The organism is Pseudomonas sp. fls2-241-TYG-175, assembly GCF_030209155.1.
Classification (GTDB): domain Bacteria; phylum Pseudomonadota; class Gammaproteobacteria; order Pseudomonadales; family Pseudomonadaceae; genus Aquipseudomonas; species Aquipseudomonas viridiflava.
In genome coordinates, this window is sequence record NZ_JARVSO010000006.1 from 66,876 (window position 1) to 86,099 (window position 19,224).

Consider the following 19,224-nt stretch of genomic DNA (forward strand, 5'->3'; position numbering starts at 1 on the left):
ACATCTGTCGTTACCGTCCTTGCCGCCTCCCGCGACAACATGCCAGCCATAGTTGGCGTCGTTGAAAAGCGACTGGTGAAATGGAAGGGAATGCAGCGAAACAGCTCTGCGGCGTCCTCTGGTTCCAGTCATCCGAAACGGGTCGAGAAGCCCGCCAGCAAGGACACGACTGTTGCGGCGCAGGGTAAGGAAAACGCCAGCGGCACCCATTCCAATCAGGTCGAAGCTTCCCGAGTTGGTCTTCAAGCACCGTCCAGTATTCTGAACGAAGGGCTGGGCGTGAGTGGCGAACACATTGCCGACTATATCTGCGCAGTCGAATTTGGCTGGGGCAAGGACTGGGACGGGCATGACAAGGGCTCGGACGGGAAGAGGCTTGAGGGTTTGCCGAGTGGGAGCAAGATGGGGAAGCTTTCTAAAGGTGGCAGTCCGAAGGGAAAGCACATCCTTTACAAGTTAACCGACGGCGCTAACGGAACAGGTATTGATGCAGTATGGCGCGCGAATCCTGCTAACAACGGAGGCGAAAAATTTGCCATAGTCGAGGCCAAGGCGAGCCGTGATGAAGATGCGCCGAAATTTATGCGTAAAATGAACAATACTCGGAAGCCGGGGGTTAGTTCTAAACTGGGAGTGTCGGGCCTTGCTGAGCCAAGCGAACTGATTGAGCCCCGTGAAATCCCAGAAAACAAATCACTTGCTAATAAACCAAAAAAAGTAAGCACTGGTAAAAATAATACTAATACAACAAAAATCGAAGCTCGCCCATCTAAAGCTCCAAGGCGTTTACTTGTTCAAATGAGTGACGAGTGGATTGAGGAGAATTTGGAGAAAGCCGTCTCGACGTATTCTTTACAGCTTCAAGTGGCTGCATCATACAGTCGCCATTTGTTCTACACACCGTTATATCACGGCAGCCTGAGTCCCAAAGAACATGCAAGCGCCCGCTTGAACAACTCTGATGAGTCTTCCCACCAGAGTCACAAGGCTTTTCATTACGGAGAGAATGAAGTTAAAGGCTTCGTGAACAAGCGTAAAAAATCTTTAGCCAAAAAGTATGGCGCACTAGACTCTCTCAAGTTTGAGGCCTAACCAGATGATCAAAAGACAAAAACTCTTTAGCGAAACCCATTATAAGAACTTTCTTAACGATCATGATGAGGCGACAGAGCTTCTAAAAAAAACGATATTTAAGTCGGATACCCCTGAAGGGGAAGCTACGCTTCGCTCAAGATTCACACAGCGTTTAGCACTTCGAAGGCTCACAGCGACATATACAGCGGGAGAGGACATATCATCTCTCCCACCTCTACTTGAAGATTTGATTGAAAAGTATGAGGCACGACAAGCTGCTCTTGCAACGTCAGAAAATTCGCCTGACATTTCACCTTTGGCATTAGATAGCTGGCCACACGAATATGAGGAGTGCGTACAAGTCATAGGGTTCTGCATCCTATTGCATCGCATTGACCTATTGAAGCGATTCGTCAAGCTTATAGATAATGGCGGGTACGAGGGGGAAGATACACTATATGAAGATCTACTTTGCAAAATGCTACCTAGCAGGCACGATATCGATCAATGGTATCACGACGTATATTCATCTTTAGTACAGGCAATATATGCAAAATCCAAAATTGAAGCTGCTGAATATTTGGAGAAATATTGCAAACAATGGTATCCCGCATTTAAACAGGCTCCTTGGCACGACACGCACCTTCAGGGAGAAGACGGTAATTATGTAGGCTATTGGGCCATCGAAGCCGGCGCCATCGCTTTCCTATACAACATAGACGACAGCAAGATAGATCATATGGTCTATCCCAAGGACCTGGTCGAATACGCAAGAAATTATCAAGGCGCTAACGGTACTCAGATCAACCGAGTGGTCGCTGGCGATCCTTGCACCAAGACCGGCTACTGGTTTACTCCAGCCCAAGCCAATTCAAGACGCCACTTTCAGCAAGGCGAGATCATGCCAAGTATCAGTGATTCGACGTGGGGCGATACGCTTTGGTATTGGTCGGGAGAAGAATGAAATCTTCAATGAAGCGTTCAACGCGAAGTCAGTGTTGAACGCTTTGTCATCAAAGCCCCGTCGACTGGATAGGACGTGGCAAGGGTTGAATCAGGATTCATGGTTGTTTTAAAACCGGACAGCCTGATCAGATCCCCGCCGCCAGATTCGGCCGCTTTCGCTGCCACTCGTCATTAGACGGCGCGCCTGGCTGCCGGAGTGCTGCGCCATCTGTCATTGCAGCCAGGATCTTGATTGCGCTGTCGCCACGTTCGATGGCAATGCCGAACTGCACGCTTTCTATCAGGCGGCGCAGGCGTTCCGGGTCGTTACGTTGAGCGGCGCTGATCAGGCGCTTGGCGACGACGCCACGTTCATTGGAGAGCGTCAGCATGATGCTGCCGTCCAGTCCTTGAATGCTCAGATTCACCCGATAGTCCGGATGGAAAGTGTCCGTGATCATCTGAAAAGGATTGTCCATATCATTTACCTGCTCAATGGTTCTGCATAAGTTGACCGGGTGTAAGTCCTTTTGGTTCTCAGCGGCCGATCAGTGGCTTGGCCGTGGTTTGGGTGTCGCCATTGGTGGGTTGCACGGTTCGGGCCATTTTCAGGAGTCGGCTGATTCGACGCGCTGGATCTGTAACCGTCAGCACCGAATTTCGCTGAAGGCAGGTGCACTGTCAGCTCGGCGACGGCGATGCTTGAAGGCACCTGATCAGATCTGTCTCGTGTACTGACGGATGCTGTCAGAAAGGCGATTTTTTCTAATCCAGTTCGATGGATTGTCAGACATTCAGACGCTTTTCCTTTTCGGGCAAACATTCGCGTTTGCGGGATGGAAACCTCGTTTGGAGGTGTTCCGAAAAGCGCGGCAGTGGAGGCTCTGGACTGCGGCTGGAAGAGGGTAGAATGCCCGCCTTGCGGGTAATCAGCTAGCGCTTGAAGGCAGGTCAGCGATGACCGTTTTTGCTCGCGGGAGAGGCTGGAACAGCGCCCGGTATTGGCTTTGTCACTGGATGTTAAATTCGATAGACGGCATCTGGACGTTGCCCGGCAGCAGGGTGACTGTGTTCCAGGTGATACAAAGATGTGCGTCGAGCGTTTGTGGTGCGCACCGATCAGTCGCAGGCTGGGTCATTTTGCGATGCGTTTGCCCGGCCAGTATCGGGCATCACGAAAAAGGGCGAACCCTTGCGGATTCGCCCTTCTTGTCTATTCGTGAAACCTGTTCATGCAGTGAATCGGAATCAGCTTAAACGAGCGGCTTCTTTCTCCTGTTCTTTTTCCAGGAATTCCTCTTCAAGCAGCGCGTCCGGGCTGACCGAATCCTCATCCTGCTCGGTCAGGATGGGCGCTGCACCGCGCTTGCCGCGCAGCTTGCCGAACAGATGCTCAAGGGCGTGATCGAGTTTTACCGCCGCGCCATCCACAGCCTGATCTACCGTATCGGCCTTGTGGGAAACAGAAATAGGTTGGTGTCCTTTTGGCCGGGCTTCCATCTGGCATTTGATGTCATGCGGGCCTGGCTTGTCGCCGTTTTCATCGCGGATATGGACTTCCACGCGAGTCAGGTATTCGTCGTAATGTTCGAGCGTGCTTTCAACGGTGGTACGAACCCACTCCTCCAGTCGGATACTGCTTTCGATGTGATTATCGCTATTGACCTGGATTTGCATAGTTAATCCTTATTAGGGCTTGCTCGTGTGAGCCTGGACTGCGCGATGACTCGCGGTTTCGTTTGCGCTCATTCACAGTGTTGGCGGCAATGACCCAACAATTCAACCCCAATATGGAAGAAATATTTCGCAGTAGAAAAAAACAGGAAGTGTTTGAACGAAAATTCCATACGGTAACGGTATGGATTTCCTACTGGTATGTCTGGGAGGGGAGGGTGATCGTGTCATTGTGAGTCAGGCGTGCATCGTGACGCTCCGCGTCACAAATGGCGCAGATTGCGGATTCGGCGAGCCGAGCGCATGACATGTATGACGATAAGCGCTGGAGCTTGGGCATGCACCCACGACGCTCTGCGACACATTCGAGAGCGGACGCGGAGCGTCCTGGGAGGCGTTACCACGCTGCAGCGTGGGAACGATCAGCGTGATCTCAAGCTCACCGACCATGCCCATGCTTGCGCTCAGAGTTATACCCAGGTCTTGCTGCAACCATGGGGTGCATGGGCACGATCAGTCAGCGATCAAAACGCAACCGAGGTCTGCACGTACAGCGTGCGTGGCTCGCCGACGTATTTGCCGCGGTTGTTGTCGTCGAAGGAGCGGGTGTAGTACTGGCGGTTGAAGATGTTCTTCACGCCGACTGCCACGTTCAGGTCGGACAACTGAGGGCCGAAGTCGTAACCGGCGCGGGTGCTGAACAGCATGTAGCCGGGAATGCGGCCGGTGCTGCCGTCGGCGCTTTCTGCCGAGGTGTTGGCGTTGTCGGCGAACTGGTCGCTCTGGAATGAGCTGTCGAGGTTCAGTTTCCAAGGGCCTTCGGTGTAGCTGACGCCCATCGTCCCTTTGTGCTTCGAGGAGAACGGCACACGGTTGCCCTTGTTCGGGCCGTCCTCGCGGATGGTGGCGTCGACGAACGCGTAGGTTGCGTACACGTCGTAACCCGCCAGTGCCGGGCTCAGACCTTCCAGCGCGTAGTTGATGCTGGTCTCGATGCCCTGATGGCGTGTCTCGCCGCGTGCGATGACGGTGTCGTTGGTCTGGTTGCTGTCGTACTGGTTGTCGAAGTTGATCAGGAACGCCCCGATCTCGGCGCGCAGGTTGCCGTTGTCATAGCGCGTGCCCAGCTCCCAGGTGCGTGCTTTCTCAGGCTTCACTTCGCCGCCGGTGACACGGTTTGGCATCTGGCTGTACTGCACGCTGCCGAACGAGCCTTCGGTGTTGGCGTACAGGTTCCAGGTGTCGGTCAGGTGATAAAGCACGTTCAATGCAGGCAACGCGGTGTTGTAGTCGCCCTGGTATTTGACGTTGGTCAGGTTGTTGTTCTGCGCGGTGTCGATCATCTCGTAGCGAATGCCGGGCGTGATGGTCCACTTGCCGATGTCGATCCGGTCATCGATGTAGAACGCGTGCGCCTCGGTCGATCCACGGGTGTCGCGGTCGTTGCGGCTGGCGGTGGTTGGCAAGTCGCCGGTTACCGGCTCGCGATAGCGCATTTCATGACCCGCTTCGTTCACGTAGCGATAGCCGACGCCCACTTCGTGCCAGGTTTCACCCAGCGCGAAACCTTGCGAGAAACGTGTTTCCAGGCCGCGTACCCAGTATTCACGAGGCGACAGGGAGACAAAGCTGCCCTGGTCCAGATAACCACTGCGCAGGGTCTTGGTGAAGAAGGTGTTGGCAGTGAAGACGCGGGCATCCTGCTCGTAGCGATAGCCGAAGTTGAACATGGTGCGACGGCCCCAGAACTTGTCTTTCAGTCGAGTCGACTGATACGGATCGGCATCGTAGTCCGCAACACTCAGGCCGCCAGGCATTTCGGCTTCGCCATCGTAGTACTGGGCCATGGCGTTGAGGCTGTTGGCGTCGTCGATCTGGTATTTGCCTTTGAGGATCAGGTCATCGATCTGTGTGTCACTGTGCTCGCGCCAGTCGCCGCCGCGCACGCCGGAATACAAAATCGCGCCGCCCAGGCCATTGTCAGCGGTACCGCCCGCCAGCAGGTTGCCGGTGGTCTTGAAGCCGTCGTGGCTGGAAGACGGGCTGGTTTCGGTCTGGATGCCGCCTTTGAGCGTTGGTTCGTCGGGAATGGCGCGGGTCACGAAGTTGACGATACCGCCGACGTTCTGCGGGCCGTAACGCACTGCGCCACCGCCGCGCACCACGTCCACGGCGTCCATGTTGCCCATGCTGATCGGCGCGAATGACAACTGCGGCTGACCGTAGGGTGCGAACGGCACCGGGATGCCATCCATCAGCACGGTAGAGCGTGAGGCCAAACGTGGATTCAGGCCGCGAATGCCGAAGTTCAGCGCCATGTCATGGCTGCCAGTGCCGTTGTTGTCCGGGGCATTGACGCCGGGGATGCGGTTCAGTACATCACGGGCGGAGGTGGCGCCGACACGTTCGAATTCTTCGCGGCGGATCACGTCACGTGCGCCAGGATGTTCGAACACGTTGGTCTGCTGCGCCTCGCCCAGCCAGTCACCGACGACCGTTGAGACACCCAGTTCTATCGGTGCTCCAGCGACACTGGCCGATTGCACGGTGAAGCCATTATTGCCATCCGCCACAGCTTGCAGACCGGTCCCTTCTAGTAGTGCATTGAGGCCTTGCTCAGGCGTATATTGACCTTCGAGGCCACGGCTTTTCAGGCCGCTGGTGATCTGCGAACCATAGGAAATCAGCACGCCTGCTTCCCGACCAAATTGGCTCAACGCCGTTTCCAGCTCGCTCGGTGCGATGTGGTAAACCTTGGGTGCTGCATCTGCTGCATAGGCCATCGACAGGCTGCCCACCGAAAGGCTGGCGCCGAAAATGACATGGCGCAACGTGCGCACCAACGGAGAGAGTTGGGTAGGGCGGGCTGACATGCGGGAGTCCTCGACCGGAGATTGAAATGCTTTCCCTGTCTGTCACGCGAGGATCTGGAAACGGCTCACGTATTTTGAAATATATTTACGACGCCATTGAGCCGGGACTCGGAGTGTCCTGAGAGGCATTCCAACGTAGAGCGCTCATCGTTATACATAAGTCCGCCTCAACACTGATCGTGCCCATCGCTCACCGTGGGCATGCATCCCGTGACGCTCCGCGTCACAAATGGCACAGATTGCGGATTCAGTGAGCCGAGCGCATGACGTGGATAACGCTGGAGCTTGTCCACGCATCTGCGCCACATTCAAGAGCGGACGCGGAGCGTCCTGAGCGGCATTCCCACGCGGAGCGTAGGAACGATCAGCGTGATCTCAAGCACCCCGATCATGCCCATGCTTGTGCTCAGCGTTATACCCGAGTCTTGCTGCGGCCACGGACGGTGGGAGGCGGCTTGCCGGCGAGGCTTTTTCTGAAGCGATCTATCAGTGACTGAACTGACGCCATCGCCGGCAAGCCGCCTCCCACGGGGTATGCATTCAGTCAGTCACTTTCGTTTTGCCCCCGTTTTGGGCGTCTTGCGGACTTGTGTATAACGATGAGCGCGGAGCGTAAGGAACGATCGGCATGGGTTGATCATGCACTCCGTGATTCAAACCCGCGCCTGCACGTTCACCCAATACCGGGTAAAGCGCTGAATGCGCACGGGCAGGGCGATTTCCAGCATGTCGAGGATCCGTTCGCTGTCTGCCAGCGGGTAGCTGCCGGAGATCAGCAGGTTGGCCACTTTCGCGTCGCAGTTCAGACGGCCGCGGCGGTAACGTCCCAGTTCGCCGAGGAAATCGCTCAGTTTCATGCGCGAAGCGACCAGCATGCCGTCGGCCCAGGCGCCGCTGCTCGCATCCACGGGGCGGACGCTGTCCCAGGCGTTGCGGCTGAACGTCACCTGTTGCTGCGCCTGCACGATCAGCCCCGTACCTGCGCGCTCACCGGGCGCCAGTTCGACCACTCCGGCGAACACCGCCAGTTGCGTGCGTCCATTGAGCTGGCGCAGGTTGAAACGACTGCTGCCGGTCGCGACCTTCACGGAGCCCTCGGCGGTCAGCAGGTTCAGCGGTCGGGTATCGGCCGAGGCGGTCATCAGGATTTCGCCCGACAACAGCCGAATGAGTCGCTGCTGCACATCGAATTTCACATCCACGGCGCTGGCGGTGTTCAACTGGATCTGGCTGCCGTCGCTCAAGGCCACCTTGCGCTGTTCGCCCACGCCGCTGTTGTAATCGGCCAGCAAGGGTTGCAGCGCGATCTGGTCACGCAGGCTCCAGCCCGCGATTGAACCTGCGCCCAGCAACAACAGCAATTTGAGCGCGTGACGTCGGCTGCCGGATTTAGGCGCGCCAAGAGCCGCGTGGGCGAGCGGTGATGAAAGGCCACTCAAGCGTTGATTGACCCGCTGGATATGCGCCCATGCCCGTTGATGCTCGGCGTTGCCATTGAGCCAGAGCTGCCAAGCCTTCTGACGACCCGTATTCAACGAACCTTCCTGCATTTCCAGCAGCCAGCCGACGGCCTGTTGCGCGACCGCGGGCGAGATGTCGGACTTGTTCAGGGATTCGCTGTTCAGGTTCATAGGGCGAAGTAGCAGCGCAGGGCGGCCTTGTTCAGGTGGCGTTTGACCGTTGCGATGGAAATACCCAACGCGCTGGCGATCTCGCCATGGCTCAGGCCATCAACCTGCGACATCAGGAACGCGCTTTTCACCGGGCCAGGAAGGCCGTCCAGCAATTGATCCAGTTCCACCAGCGTTTCAAGAATGATTGCCCGCTCTTCTTCCGACGGCGCCACGCTCTCGGGCAGTTCGGAGAGCGCCTGATAATAGGCGCGTTCCAGATCCTGACGTCGGTAGTGATTGCACAGCACGCGTCGGGCGATGGTGGTCAGGAACGCGCGCGGCTCCACGATCTGTTGCGTGTCGCGCGCGCCCAGCACCTTGATGAACGTGTCCTGCGCCAGATCCGCCGCACTGTGCGGACAGCCGAGCCTGCGCCGCAACCAGCCCGTCAGCCAGGCGTTATGCGCCCGGAACAGGCCGTCGACGGTGTGGGTGAGAGCAGGGTGGGTGCTGTGCATCAGGAAAGCAATCCAGAGGATTCATGGGTGGCGTGGATTCTGTCAGACTCTTTTGCGTATGAGAATATTTATCATTAATATTGCGCTTCATTCGTCGGTTTGAAGGCGAATCAGGATTTGGCTGGAGCCATGACCCGCTTCCCGCTGTTCAATCTCCCGAACGAAGACGCTCCAATGGATGGCTCACCTGCCGCAACCACCCCGGTGGTCAAGAAGCGAATACCCAAAACCCGAGTCGTGACAGTTGCCTATCGACTGGCCGTGGCCTCGCGGGCGCTCGCAGCCATCTTCGCCGGTTATCTGCTGGCTTCGATGACCAGCATCTGCATTGCGCAGTGGCTGCCGCTTCCCCGTGCCGAAGCGGTGGTGACGGCAATGATGCTGTCATTCCTTGTCTATCTGGTCGCCGTGCTCTGGTGCTTCGCCTGTCGTACGGCGCTGCAGGCCTGGGTCGGCGTGTTGGCGCCCTGCGCTGTGCTCGGCGCTGCGTACGCCTGCGGCAGGTGGTTGTCATGAAAGAGGGCTTCCGTCAGGCGATGGCCTGGCTGCACACCTGGATCGGTCTTCTCTTCGGCTGGTTGCTGTTCGCGATTTTCCTGACCGGGACGCTCTCGTACTTCAAGGACGAGATCACCCAGTGGATGCAGCCGGAGATTGCGGCACGCACCCTCGATGCCAGCGCCAGCGTGCAACTGGCCCAGACCTACCTGCAAACCCATGCTGCCGGTGCGTCGCGCTGGTTCATCAGTCTGCCTGACGAGCGAACGCCGGGGCTGTCGGTGGGTTGGCTGCCGGAAGGCAAGGCGGGTCAGCGCAACAATTTCGTGCGCAAGCTGCTCGACCCGCAGACCGGTGCCGAGGTGCAGGCGCGCGAAACGCGGGGTGGAGATTTCTTCTACCGCTTCCACTATCAGCTACAGATGCCGTACCCGTGGGGTCGCTGGCTGGCAACCATCGCTGCGATGGTGATGTTCGTCGCGCTGGTCACCGGCATCATCATTCACAAGAAAGTCTTCAAGGAGTTCTTCACCTTCCGTCCTCGCAAGGGCCAGCGCTCCTGGCTCGATGGGCATAACGCACTGGGCATACTGGTGCTGCCGTTTCATCTGATGATCACTTACAGCAGTCTGGTGATCTTCATGTCGATGGTCATGCCCGCCAGCATCCTGACCGCCTACGGCAATGTTCAGGCGTTCTATAGCGAAGCGTTTCCGGCTTCTCGCTCCGTCAAAGCCGAAGGCAATCCCGCGCCGTTGATTGCGCTGGCGCCTCTGGTCAAGACGGCGACCGAGCGCTGGGAAACCGGCCATGTCGGGCGGGTGATCGTGAATAACCCGGGCGACGCGGCGGCGTCGGTTCTGCTGACCCGCGATGACAAGGGCAGCATCGTGCTGGAGCGTGGCGGTGCGTTGACCTTCAACGGCGTCAGCGGCGAGTTGCAGGACGAAGTGCCGGAACGGCCAATGGCGTTGCAGGTGTCCGGGGCGATGTACGGCCTGCATGTCGGCCATTTTGCCGAGCCACTGTTGCGCTGGCTGTACTTCATTTTCGGCATCGCAGGCACTGCCATGATCGGCACGGGACTGGTGATGTGGCTGGGCAAACGTCAACTCAAGCACGCTAAAAGCGGTGTGTTGCCGTTGGAGTTGAGGCTGGTGGAAGTGCTGAACATCGCCAGCATGTCCGGCCTGATGATCGCCGTGGCTGCATTTTTCTGGGCCAATCGCGTGATACCCGCAGGACTGGCCGGGCGTGCGGAGTGGGAAGTCAGCGTGTTTTTCAGTGTCTGGGGCGTGTCCGTGCTGCACGCGTTGGTGCGCCGTGGTCGCAGTGCCTGGCGTGAGCAGTTGTGGTCGGGTGCATTTCTGTTTGCCGCATTGCCGCTGCTGGATCTGCTGACCAGCGGGCGCTATCTGATGGATTCGCTTGCCGCAGGCCATTGGGTGCTCGCAGCCTTTGACCTGACGGCCCTTGCGACGGGGCTGTTTCTGGGCTGGACGGCGACGAAGTTCACGTCGTCACCTGCCAGCAAGGCACTGCGCCCGGACAGCCTGCTGCTGCAGGCCGGCCCGCAGGAGGCGAACTGATGCTGCTCGCGGCGTTGCTGTGCTATCTGGGTTTTGCGGCGCTGTGCCTGTCCATGCCGCGTCATTACGTTGAGCTGTGCAAGGGGCCGCTCACCGAGCGTCGTCGACTGAACTTCAAACTGATCGGCTGGGGTGCGCTGCTGGTTTCGCCCTGGCCTGCAGTGGACGCCGACGGTTGGGCCATCGGGCTGGTGCAGTGGTGTGCGGTATTGATGGCCAGCGCCGTGGTGCTGGTTTCGCTGATGCCCTTCCGGCCGCGCCGGGTGCTGATGCTGGCCGGTTGCGCCGTACTGCTCAGCCCGCTGGCCGCGCTCGATCAGATGTTTTAGAGCGCCGTCAGTGCCATGCGGTACTCACCGGGTGTCGCGCCCATCGCTTGGCGGAACCGGTTGCTGAAATGACTGGCGCTGGCAAATCCACAGGCCAGCGCAATCTCGCCGAGCGGTTTGCCGGAGGTGCGCAGCAACCGACAAGCCTGTTCCAGGCGTCGTGCCAGCAGGTATTGGTGAGGCGGCAGCCCGAAGCTTTCGCGAAACATGCGGGCGAAGTGGTATTCCGACAGGGCGCACAGACCTGCCAGCTGGCCGAGACTCAGCGGATCTGCCAGGTGCGTCTCGATGAAGTCCACCAGTTGCCTTCGCAAGTGTGGCGCCAGCCCGCCTTTCAAACGCAGACCTTCGCGCTGCCCGGTCTGGCTCAGCAGTGCATGACCGATCATCTCGTGCGCCAGACTGCTGGTCAGTAAACGCTCACCCGGCTCGGCCCAGTTCAGGCGGATCAACTGCTGGAAACGCTGTGTCTGTGCGGGATCGTCGAGAAAGGTGTTCTCCTGCAGCTGCATCTCGCGCGGCTCGCGATCCAGCAGCGTGACGCAACTGAGTGCGAATTGCTCGGCGCTGAAATACAGGTGCGCCAGACGGATTTCGCCGTTCACGATCCATGCAGACTCATGTCCGGCAGGCAGGATGCAGAGTTTGCCCGGCGAGCCTTTCTGGTCGGGTCTGTCACGCCGGAAGGTGCCGGTGCCGTCTTCGATGTAGCAGGAAAGCGTGTGGTGGGTAGGCGCGTGATATTCCTGAGAGTCATGCCGGTTGTTCCACAGCGCTGCCATCAACCCATCGCCCAGCGTCGCGCTCTGTTCGAGACAGGAGTGGGGCGAGCTGTTCAGGGCCTGAAAGACCTGGATGGATTCGATGGATGGCATGGTGATTCCTCTATGACGCTCATCCTACCTGCGACAGGCTCCGCTGCCAGCACCCCGTCGATCAAATGCGCAAGATTGTGCAAGCGCGCATGGCGAGGCGCGCAGCAGACTGATGGCTCATCAAGGAGCCTGCGTCATGAACATTTCGCTTTATCTGCTGACCGTGCTGATCTGGGGCACGACCTGGATTGCGCTCAAGCTCCAGCTCGGCGAGGTCGCCATTCCTGTCTCCATCGTCTATCGTTTCGCGCTGGCCGCGCTGGTGCTGTTCGCGATTCTGCTGATCACCCGACGTTTGCAGCCGGTCAATCGGCGTGGTCAGCTGATCTGTCTGGCACAGGGTGTCTGTCTGTTCTGCGTCAACTTCATGTGTTTTCTGACCGCGAGTCAGTGGATCCCCAGCGGCCTGATCGCCGTCGTGTTCTCGACCGCAACCTTGTGGAACGCGCTGAATGCGCGGGTGTTTTTTCGCCAGAAGATCGCCAGCAATGTCCTGATCGGCGGTGCGCTGGGATTGCTGGGATTGGGTTGCCTGTTCTGGCCTGAACTGTCCGGGCACGGTGCCAGCCATCAGACCCTGATCGGGTTGGGTCTGGCGTTGCTCGGCACGCTGTGCTTTTCGGCAGGCAACATGCTGTCGAGCATGCAGCAGAAAGCCGGTCTGCGTCCGCTGACCACCAACGCCTGGGGCATGTTTTATGGTGCAACGATTCTCAGCGTGTACTGCCTGCTCAGCGGCACGCCGTTCACGTTTGAATGGAACACTCGTTACGTGGGATCTCTGTTGTATCTGGTCATTCCGGGTTCGGTGATCGGCTTCACCGCGTACCTGACCCTGGTCGGCCGCATGGGGCCGGAACGGGCGGCGTATTGCACCGTGCTGTTCCCTGTGGTGGCACTGAACATTTCAGCGTGGGTCGAGGGTTATCAGTGGACCTCGGCTGCGCTGGTCGGTCTGGTGCTGGTGATGGCAGGCAATGTACTGGTGTTCAGGAAGGTAAAGCTGGTGGCGTTGCCGACCTCAGGCATCAGTCAGCCCTCACGCTGACGTTCTCCTGCGCTGACACAAAGGGACGCGGAGCGTCCCGGGCGGCATGCCGACGCGGAGCATCGGCACGATCAGGCAGCAAACCGTTGTGCAATCAACCCTTCCACACCTGTGGATTGACCAGATCCTGTGGACGTTCACCCAGCAGTGCGCTGCGCAGGTTGTGGTAGGCACGGTCGGCCATGGCCTGACGGGTTTCGGTGGTGGCCGAGCCGATGTGGGGCAGGGTGACGGCGTTCTTGAGCTGGAACAGCGGCGATTCGCTCAGCGGTTCCTTTTCGTACACGTCCAGGCCTGCGCCGCGGATGGTGCCGTTCTGCAGGGCTTCGATCAGCGCCGGTTCGTCGACGATCGGACCGCGTGCGATGTTGATCAGAATCGCGCTCGGCTTCATCAGGCTCAGCTCGCGGCGCGAGATCAGGTGGCGAGTCTTGTCGCTCAACGGCACCACGAGACACACGAAATCGGATTCGGCCAGCAACTGATCCAGGCTGCGGAACTGTGCGCCCAATTCCTGCTCAAGTTCGGTCTTGCGGCTGTTGCCGCTGTACAGGATCGGCATGTTGAAACCCAGTCGGCCACGGCGCGCAATGGCTGCGCCGATGTTGCCCATGCCCACGATACCCAGCGTCTTGCCATGCACATCGGTGCCGAAATGCGGCGCCTCGATGCTGCGTGTCCACTGGCCCGCCTTGGTCCAGGCGTCCAGCTCGGCCACGCGGCGTGCGCTGCTCATGATCAGCGAAAAACCCAGGTCGGCGGTGCTTTCAGTCAGCACGTCCGGCGTGTTGGTCAGCATGATGCCGCGCTCGCTCAGGTAGCCGACGTCGTAGTTGTCGTAACCCACCGAAATGCTCGATACCACTTCCAGACGGCTGGCGTTCACCAACTGTTCGCGGCCCAGTTTGCGGCCGGCACCGATCATCCCGTGGGACTCGGGCAGGGCTTCTTCGAACTGGGCATTGAGGTCGCCGCGCTTCGGGTCGGGCACGATCACAGTGAAATCTTGCGACAGGCGCTCGGCCATTTCAGGGGACACACGGCTGAAGGCGAGTACGGTTTTTTTCATTGGGCAGTCACTCTTGAGCGGGTTGAATGAGTAGCACGCTAACATTCCTGCCCGCCTGATTGCAGCCGCTTTTTGCAGTTGTACGACGTCAGGACATGTTCTTGAGCGCCTGCACATGCAGATCCGCTTCATCCGCTGCGAGAATCTCCGGCAGCGAGCCGCGCAGGTACTCGACCCAGGTCTTGATCTTGGCATCCAGGTACTGGCGCGAAGGGTAGATGGCGTACAGGTTCAACTCCTGAGAGCGATAGTCGGACATGATCCGCACCAGCGTACCGTTGCGCAGGCCTTCGATGGCCGAATAGATCGGCAGGATACCGACACCCATGCCGCTGGAAATCGCGGTTTTCATGGCATCCGCCGAATTGACCAGCAACGGCGAGGTGGTGATGGTGACCATCTCCTGACCGTCCGGGCCGTCGAACAGCCATTTCTCCAGCGGAAACACCGGGCTTACCAGACGCAGGCAGGCGTGGTTCAGCAGGTCCGCAGGCTTGTGCGCAGTGCCGAACGTCTTGATGTACTCCGGCGATGCACAGACGATGCTGTAGGTGATGCCCAAACGCTGAGACACGAAGCCCGAGTCCGGCAGTTCGCTGGCCAGCACGATCGACACGTCGTAACCGTCTTCCAGCAGATCAGGCACACGACTGGTCAGCGTCAGGTCGAACGACACGTCCGGGTGGCTGCGCCGATAACGGGCGATGGCATCGACCACGTAATGCTGACCGACACCCGGCATCGAATGCATCTTGAGCTGCCCGGCCGGACGCGCATGGGCGTCGCTGGCTTCGGCTTCGGCCTCTTCGACAGACATCAGAATCTGTTCGCATCGCAGCAGATAGCGCTTGCCGGCTTCGGTCAGCGCGATACGGCGCGTGGTGCGATTGAGCAGACGGGTCTGCAAGTGCGCTTCCAGGTTGGAGACGGCACGCGACACGTTGGCGGTGGTGGTGTCGAGCAACGCCGCTGCGGCGGTAAAGCTGCCCGCTTGCGCCACGCAACTGAAGGCACGCATGTTTTGCAGGGTGTCCATGGTTCTTCTCTGAATGGAACAGCTTCAATAGACGACAAATTGTGACATGAAGTAACAACAGCATGTCAGTCATACCAATGGATTATCGCCGTTTCGGTAATAAAGAATCACACATCTCCCTGCTTATCGCCATGTCGAGCGCCGCCTAGAATCGCCGCCATTCGAGGCGTTTCATTACCGGTCGGGAATTCGCAGCTGTGCCGCGTCGCATCATCAGAGGGCTCAAGCCCCTCGGTCTCATGGCTTTATCGTTCGTCATCAGCGGCTGCATCGGAACCGGCGGAATCGGACCCAAGGGTGACCTGTTGCCCGCCGACAGTCTGGCCACCGATCAGGCCATTCAGCGCGCCGCGCTCAGCGCACACTGGCCGAACCAGCAGTGGTGGCGCGTCTATAACGACCCGCAACTGAATCGCTGGATCGGGCTGGCGATCCTTGGCAGTCCGAGCCTGGCCATGGCCGCCGCAAGAGTCAGGGACGCCAGAGCCATGGCCGGGGTGGCCGAATCCGCCGAGTCGCTGCAGGTTCAGGGCACCGCCAGTCTGGCGCGTCATGAATGGCCGAGCGATCAGTTTTATGGCCCCGGTGCGCTCGCCGATAGTCACACCTGGGACAATAATGCCTCGCTGGGTCTGAGTTACGCGCTTGACCTGTGGGGACGCGAGCGTAACGCCAGCGAACAGGCGCTTGACCTCGCGCACATGAGCGCCGCCGAACAGCGGCAGGCCCAGCTTGAATTGCAGGAAAACATTGTCCGCGCCTACATCCAATTCTCCCTGAACTTCGCCCGCCTGGAGATCGCCCAGGCGACTCTGGCCCAGCAACAGCAGATGCTGGAGCTGGCGCAACGTCGGCTCAAGGGCGGCCTGGGCACGCACTTCGAAGTCAGTCAGGCTGAGGCGCCGTTGCCGGAGATCCATCGGCAGATCGATGAGCTCGAAGAAGCCATCGCCCTGGGGCGTAATCAACTGGCGGCACTGGCGGGCAAGGGGCCGGGTGACGGAGCGACCTTGCAGCGTCCCGCCCTTGCGCTGAACACTGAACTGACGCTGCCGTCGGCCCTGCCTGCGCAACTGCTTGGCCAGCGGCCTGATGTGGTTGCCAGTCAGTGGCGTGTCGCCGCACAGGCGCGAGGCCTGGACGTGGCCCATGCCAATTTCTATCCCAACGTCGATCTGGTCGCCAGTCTGGGTTACATGGCGACAGGGGGCGGCATGCTGGAGTTTCTGACCGGCAGCAAGTTCAGCTACAAGGCAGGCCCTGCGCTCACGCTGCCGATCTTCGACGGCGGGCGTCTGCGCGCTGAACTGGGGCGCGCGTCGGCCGGGTACGATCTGGCGGTCGCGCATTACAACCAGACGCTGGTCACGGCGCTGCAAAGTGTGTCCGACCAGTTGATTCGTCGCGCCTCGCTCGACAAACAGCAAGTGTACGCAGCCGAGTCGGTGGCGTCGGCGCGCAAGACCTACGACATAGCCATGATCGCTTATCAGCGCGGGTTGACCGATTACCTGAATGTGCTCAACGCCCAGACCCTGCTGTTTCGTCAACAACAGGTTCAGCAGCAGGTCGAGGCTGCGCGCCTGAGCGCCTACGCCGGACTAGTGGTGGCGCTGGGTGGCGGGTTGTCGGCGGGAAACGATGTACCCGCGGCTTTTGTTGAAACGGGCAAGAAGGTCGGCCACTGATATGACCACGCTTGCTCATCGAATTATCGCGCTGCCCTGGCGTCGTGAGTTCAACGGTTGGGCGCGCAGCGACGGCGTAACCTGGATCTATATCGGCAAGGTATTGATCGCCGCATTCCTGACGTATTGGCTGGCGCTGCGCCTTGAGCTGCCCCAACCCCGGACGGCGATGATCACTGTTTTCATCGTCATGCAGCCGCAAAGCGGGCAGGTGTTCGCCAAGAGTTTTTACCGGCTGCTCGGAACGCTGGCGGGCTCTGCCATGATGGTGCTGCTGATGGCACTGTTCGCCCAGAACCCGGTGCCGTTCCTCGGTTGTCTGGCGCTGTGGGTCGGGTTCTGTTCGGCAGGGGCAGCGCGCTATCGCAACTTTCGTGCGTATGGTTTCGTGCTCGCCGGTTACACCGCCGCCATGATCGGCCTGCCTGCGCTGGCGCATCCGGAAGGCGCGTTCATGGCGGCGGTGTGGCGGGTGCTGGAAATCTCGCTGGGCATTCTCTGTGCGACTGCCGTCAGCGCGGTGGTGCTGCCGCAAAGCGCCAGTGCGGCGATGCGCAACGCGCTCTATCAACGGTTTGGTGTCTTCGCCCGCTTCGTGATCGATGGCCTTCGCGGCACTCAGGCGCAAGACGCTTTCGAGACCGGCAACGTGCGATTCGTCGCAGAAGCCATCGGCCTGGAGGGGTTGCGCAGCGTCACGGTATTCGAAGACCCGCACATGCGCCGACGCAACGGACGGCTCAACCGCCTGAACAGCGAGTTCATGGCCATCACCACGCGTTTCAACGCGCTGCATCAACTGCTTGAGCGGCTACGTGTCGAGCGTTCGAACGCTGTGCTGGGTCACGTCGAGCCGGGACTCGATCAGTTGACCGCGCTGCTCGATGCGTTTGCCGACAAGCCCCTGACCAGTCCCGACGCCGCGCGACTGGTTACGCATCTGGAAACACTCAAGGCGCAGTGGCCGGATACGGTCAGGCGTCTGCGTGCCGATTTTGAAAAAGCGGTTCCAGACGAGGCCCAATGGCTGGATTTTCATACGGCATTCGAGCTGCTGTATCGCCTTCTGAACGAGTTGCTCGGCTACGCCCAGACCCACGCATCGCTGGCCGATCATCAGCATGTGCGTGAGCAGTGGAATGAGCCCTTCGTGCCACGCACGCACTGGATGACGGCAGCGGCTGCGGGCGTTCGCGCGACGTGTGTGGTTGCGCTGTTGAGCGCTTACTGGGTGCTGACCGCCTGGCCCAGCGGGGCGGTCACGACGCTGGCTTCGGCTGCAACCGTCGCGCTGTCTTCGACCACACACAATCCCCGACGCATGTCGTTTCAGATGGCTTGCGGCACGCTCCTCGGCGCGCTGCTCGGGTTTGTCGAAACCTTTTTTCTGTTTCCGCAGATCGATGGCTTTCCTTTGCTGTGCGTTTTGCTTACGCCGGTTTTCGTGCTGGGTGCTTTCCTCGGTTCACGGCCGCAATGGACCGGGTACGGGCTGGGCTTGCTGATCTTTTTCAGCATCGGCTCGGTGCCGGACAACCTGACGGTCTATGACCCTTACACCTTCATCAACGATTACATCGCCATGGTGATCGGCATGCTGTTCTGTGCCGCTGCGGGCGCAATCATCCTGCCGCCCAACAGCCGCTGGATGTGGCAGCGACTCGAGCAGGCGTTGCGTGATCAGGTGGTGTTCGCGATCAGTGCACCCTTGCAACGACTGGGTTCGCGTTTCGAGAGTCAGACCCGCGACCTCATGCATCAGGCATATGGCCTGGCCATCGGCAGACCTGAGGTGCAGCGTGAACTGTTGCGCTGGATGTTCGTCGTGCTGGAAGTCGGTCACGCGATCATCGAGTTGCGTCGCGAGCAGGCCGTGCTGCCGGTTCATCCAAGCTATGCCGAGTATCAACCCTGGCGCATTGCGCTGCGGGTAATGGGACGAGCGCTGGTCCGTCTGTTCATCCAGCCTGACGAGAACAATCTGCAGCGGTGTCTGCTGGCAGTCGATCAGGCGCTCAATCGGGTTCAGGAAGCGGATGAGCCGTTTGCCTCGCACTTCGATACTTCGGTGCTGCGCCGGGTGAAAAGCTACCTGCACTTCATTCGCTCTTCGTTGCTGAACCCTCAATCACCCATGGCTGCCTATGGCTGCGTAGCTGGTTTTTCTGGAGTGGCCCATGCCGCGTGAGATCGCCTTTCATGGTTTGTACATGCCGACCGTGAGCCTGATGTTTCTGCTTGCGATGGCCCTGGCCTGGGGGCTGGATCGCCTGTTGGCAGGGCTGGATCTGTATCGCCACTTCTGGCATCCGGCGTTACTTCGCCTGAGCCTGTTCACCTGTCTGTTCGGCGCGCTGGCGCTGCCTCTTTATCGTTGATGTCTGGCTCGGGAAAT

17 protein-coding genes are annotated in these 19,224 nt (G+C 59.3%); 9 read left to right on the top strand and 8 right to left on the bottom strand.

Going from position 1 to position 19,224, the window contains the following annotated elements; all coding sequences use genetic code 11:
* The first annotated feature begins 39 nt into the window (after positions 1 to 39).
* Positions 40 to 1,092, top strand: a complete 1,053-nt coding sequence (locus QRN20_RS06275) for a hypothetical protein (RefSeq protein ID WP_240994900.1) — start codon at positions 40 to 42, stop codon at positions 1,090 to 1,092.
* Positions 1,093 to 1,096: 4 nt separating this feature from the next.
* The gene (locus QRN20_RS06280) at positions 1,097 to 2,038 is read left to right on the top strand and encodes a PoNe immunity protein domain-containing protein (protein ID WP_096768013.1); all 942 of its coding nucleotides are present in this window, start codon (positions 1,097 to 1,099) and stop codon (positions 2,036 to 2,038) included.
* 127 nt (positions 2,039 to 2,165) lie between these two features.
* On the opposite strand, the gene QRN20_RS06285 is transcribed toward QRN20_RS06280, so the two are convergent.
* The 5 genes from QRN20_RS06285 to QRN20_RS06305 form a co-directional block, all read right to left on the bottom strand.
* Positions 2,166 to 2,498 (bottom strand): DUF3509 domain-containing protein, encoded by a 333-nt coding sequence (locus QRN20_RS06285; protein ID WP_025996389.1) that lies wholly within the window; start codon positions 2,496 to 2,498, stop codon positions 2,166 to 2,168.
* Positions 2,499 to 3,267: 769 nt separating this feature from the next.
* Entirely contained in the window at positions 3,268 to 3,696 is a 429-nt protein-coding gene (locus QRN20_RS06290; protein ID WP_004885100.1) for an HPF/RaiA family ribosome-associated protein, read from the bottom strand.
* Positions 3,697 to 4,217: 521 nt separating this feature from the next.
* Complete coding sequence (gene fecA / locus QRN20_RS06295; protein ID WP_122430906.1) at positions 4,218 to 6,566, bottom strand: TonB-dependent Fe(3+) dicitrate receptor FecA; 2,349 nt, start codon at positions 6,564 to 6,566, stop codon at positions 4,218 to 4,220.
* A 653-nt stretch (positions 6,567 to 7,219) separates the two neighbouring features.
* Positions 7,220 to 8,197 carry a FecR domain-containing protein gene (locus QRN20_RS06300; RefSeq protein ID WP_122606717.1) on the bottom strand — a complete coding sequence of 326 codons (978 nt, stop codon included), beginning with the start codon at positions 8,195 to 8,197 and terminating at the stop codon, positions 7,220 to 7,222.
* Positions 8,194 to 8,697 (bottom strand): sigma-70 family RNA polymerase sigma factor, encoded by a 504-nt coding sequence (locus QRN20_RS06305; RefSeq protein ID WP_043303027.1) that lies wholly within the window; start codon positions 8,695 to 8,697, stop codon positions 8,194 to 8,196. Before QRN20_RS06305 ends, QRN20_RS06300 begins: the two co-directional genes overlap by 4 nt.
* Positions 8,698 to 8,871: 174 nt before the next feature.
* Between QRN20_RS06305 and QRN20_RS06310 the strand changes: the two genes are divergently transcribed.
* Genes QRN20_RS06310 through QRN20_RS06320 form a run of 3 tightly spaced genes read left to right on the top strand, consistent with a single transcriptional unit; the run spans position 8,872 to position 11,113 of the window.
* A complete protein-coding gene (locus QRN20_RS06310; protein WP_029242274.1) occupies positions 8,872 to 9,213 on the top strand; it encodes a DUF3649 domain-containing protein in 342 nt (113 codons plus the stop codon).
* Between the two features lie 20 nt (positions 9,214 to 9,233).
* The gene (locus QRN20_RS06315) at positions 9,234 to 10,784 is read left to right on the top strand and encodes a PepSY-associated TM helix domain-containing protein (protein WP_163003915.1); all 1,551 of its coding nucleotides are present in this window, start codon (positions 9,234 to 9,236) and stop codon (positions 10,782 to 10,784) included.
* Complete coding sequence (locus QRN20_RS06320; protein WP_096768007.1) at positions 10,784 to 11,113, top strand: DUF3325 domain-containing protein; 330 nt, start codon at positions 10,784 to 10,786, stop codon at positions 11,111 to 11,113. The genes QRN20_RS06315 and QRN20_RS06320 overlap by 1 nt, the downstream gene beginning before the upstream one ends.
* Here the strand turns inward: QRN20_RS06320 and QRN20_RS06325 are convergent.
* Positions 11,110 to 11,988 (bottom strand): AraC family transcriptional regulator, encoded by an 879-nt coding sequence (locus tag QRN20_RS06325; RefSeq protein ID WP_122606713.1) that lies wholly within the window; start codon positions 11,986 to 11,988, stop codon positions 11,110 to 11,112. The two genes, QRN20_RS06320 and QRN20_RS06325, sit on opposite strands and share 4 nt — an antisense overlap.
* Positions 11,989 to 12,124: 136 nt before the next feature.
* On the opposite strand from QRN20_RS06325, the gene QRN20_RS06330 reads away from it, so the two are divergent.
* On the top strand, positions 12,125 to 13,036 hold the full coding sequence (locus QRN20_RS06330; protein ID WP_122606711.1) for a DMT family transporter: 912 nt from the start codon (positions 12,125 to 12,127) through the stop codon (positions 13,034 to 13,036).
* A gap of 94 nt (positions 13,037 to 13,130) precedes the next feature.
* Here QRN20_RS06330 and QRN20_RS06335 read toward each other — a convergent pair whose 3' ends face one another.
* The gene (locus QRN20_RS06335; protein ID WP_122501251.1) at positions 13,131 to 14,105 is read right to left on the bottom strand and encodes a 2-hydroxyacid dehydrogenase; all 975 of its coding nucleotides are present in this window, start codon (positions 14,103 to 14,105) and stop codon (positions 13,131 to 13,133) included.
* 88 nt (positions 14,106 to 14,193) lie between these two features.
* Complete coding sequence (locus QRN20_RS06340; protein ID WP_004886288.1) at positions 14,194 to 15,141, bottom strand: LysR family transcriptional regulator; 948 nt, start codon at positions 15,139 to 15,141, stop codon at positions 14,194 to 14,196.
* 197 nt (positions 15,142 to 15,338) lie between these two features.
* On the opposite strand from QRN20_RS06340, the gene QRN20_RS06345 reads away from it, so the two are divergent.
* From QRN20_RS06345 to QRN20_RS06355, 3 genes are read left to right on the top strand one after another with little or no spacing between them, the layout of a single operon-like run.
* Positions 15,339 to 16,829 carry an efflux transporter outer membrane subunit gene (locus tag QRN20_RS06345; protein ID WP_029242280.1) on the top strand — a complete coding sequence of 497 codons (1,491 nt, stop codon included), beginning with the start codon at positions 15,339 to 15,341 and terminating at the stop codon, positions 16,827 to 16,829.
* Between the two features lies 1 nt (position 16,830).
* The gene (locus QRN20_RS06350) at positions 16,831 to 19,017 is read left to right on the top strand and encodes an FUSC family protein (RefSeq protein WP_122606709.1); all 2,187 of its coding nucleotides are present in this window, start codon (positions 16,831 to 16,833) and stop codon (positions 19,015 to 19,017) included.
* Complete coding sequence (locus QRN20_RS06355) at positions 19,007 to 19,207, top strand: DUF1656 domain-containing protein (RefSeq protein ID WP_004886281.1); 201 nt, start codon at positions 19,007 to 19,009, stop codon at positions 19,205 to 19,207. Before QRN20_RS06350 ends, QRN20_RS06355 begins: the two co-directional genes overlap by 11 nt.
* Positions 19,208 to 19,224 lie beyond the last annotated feature (17 nt).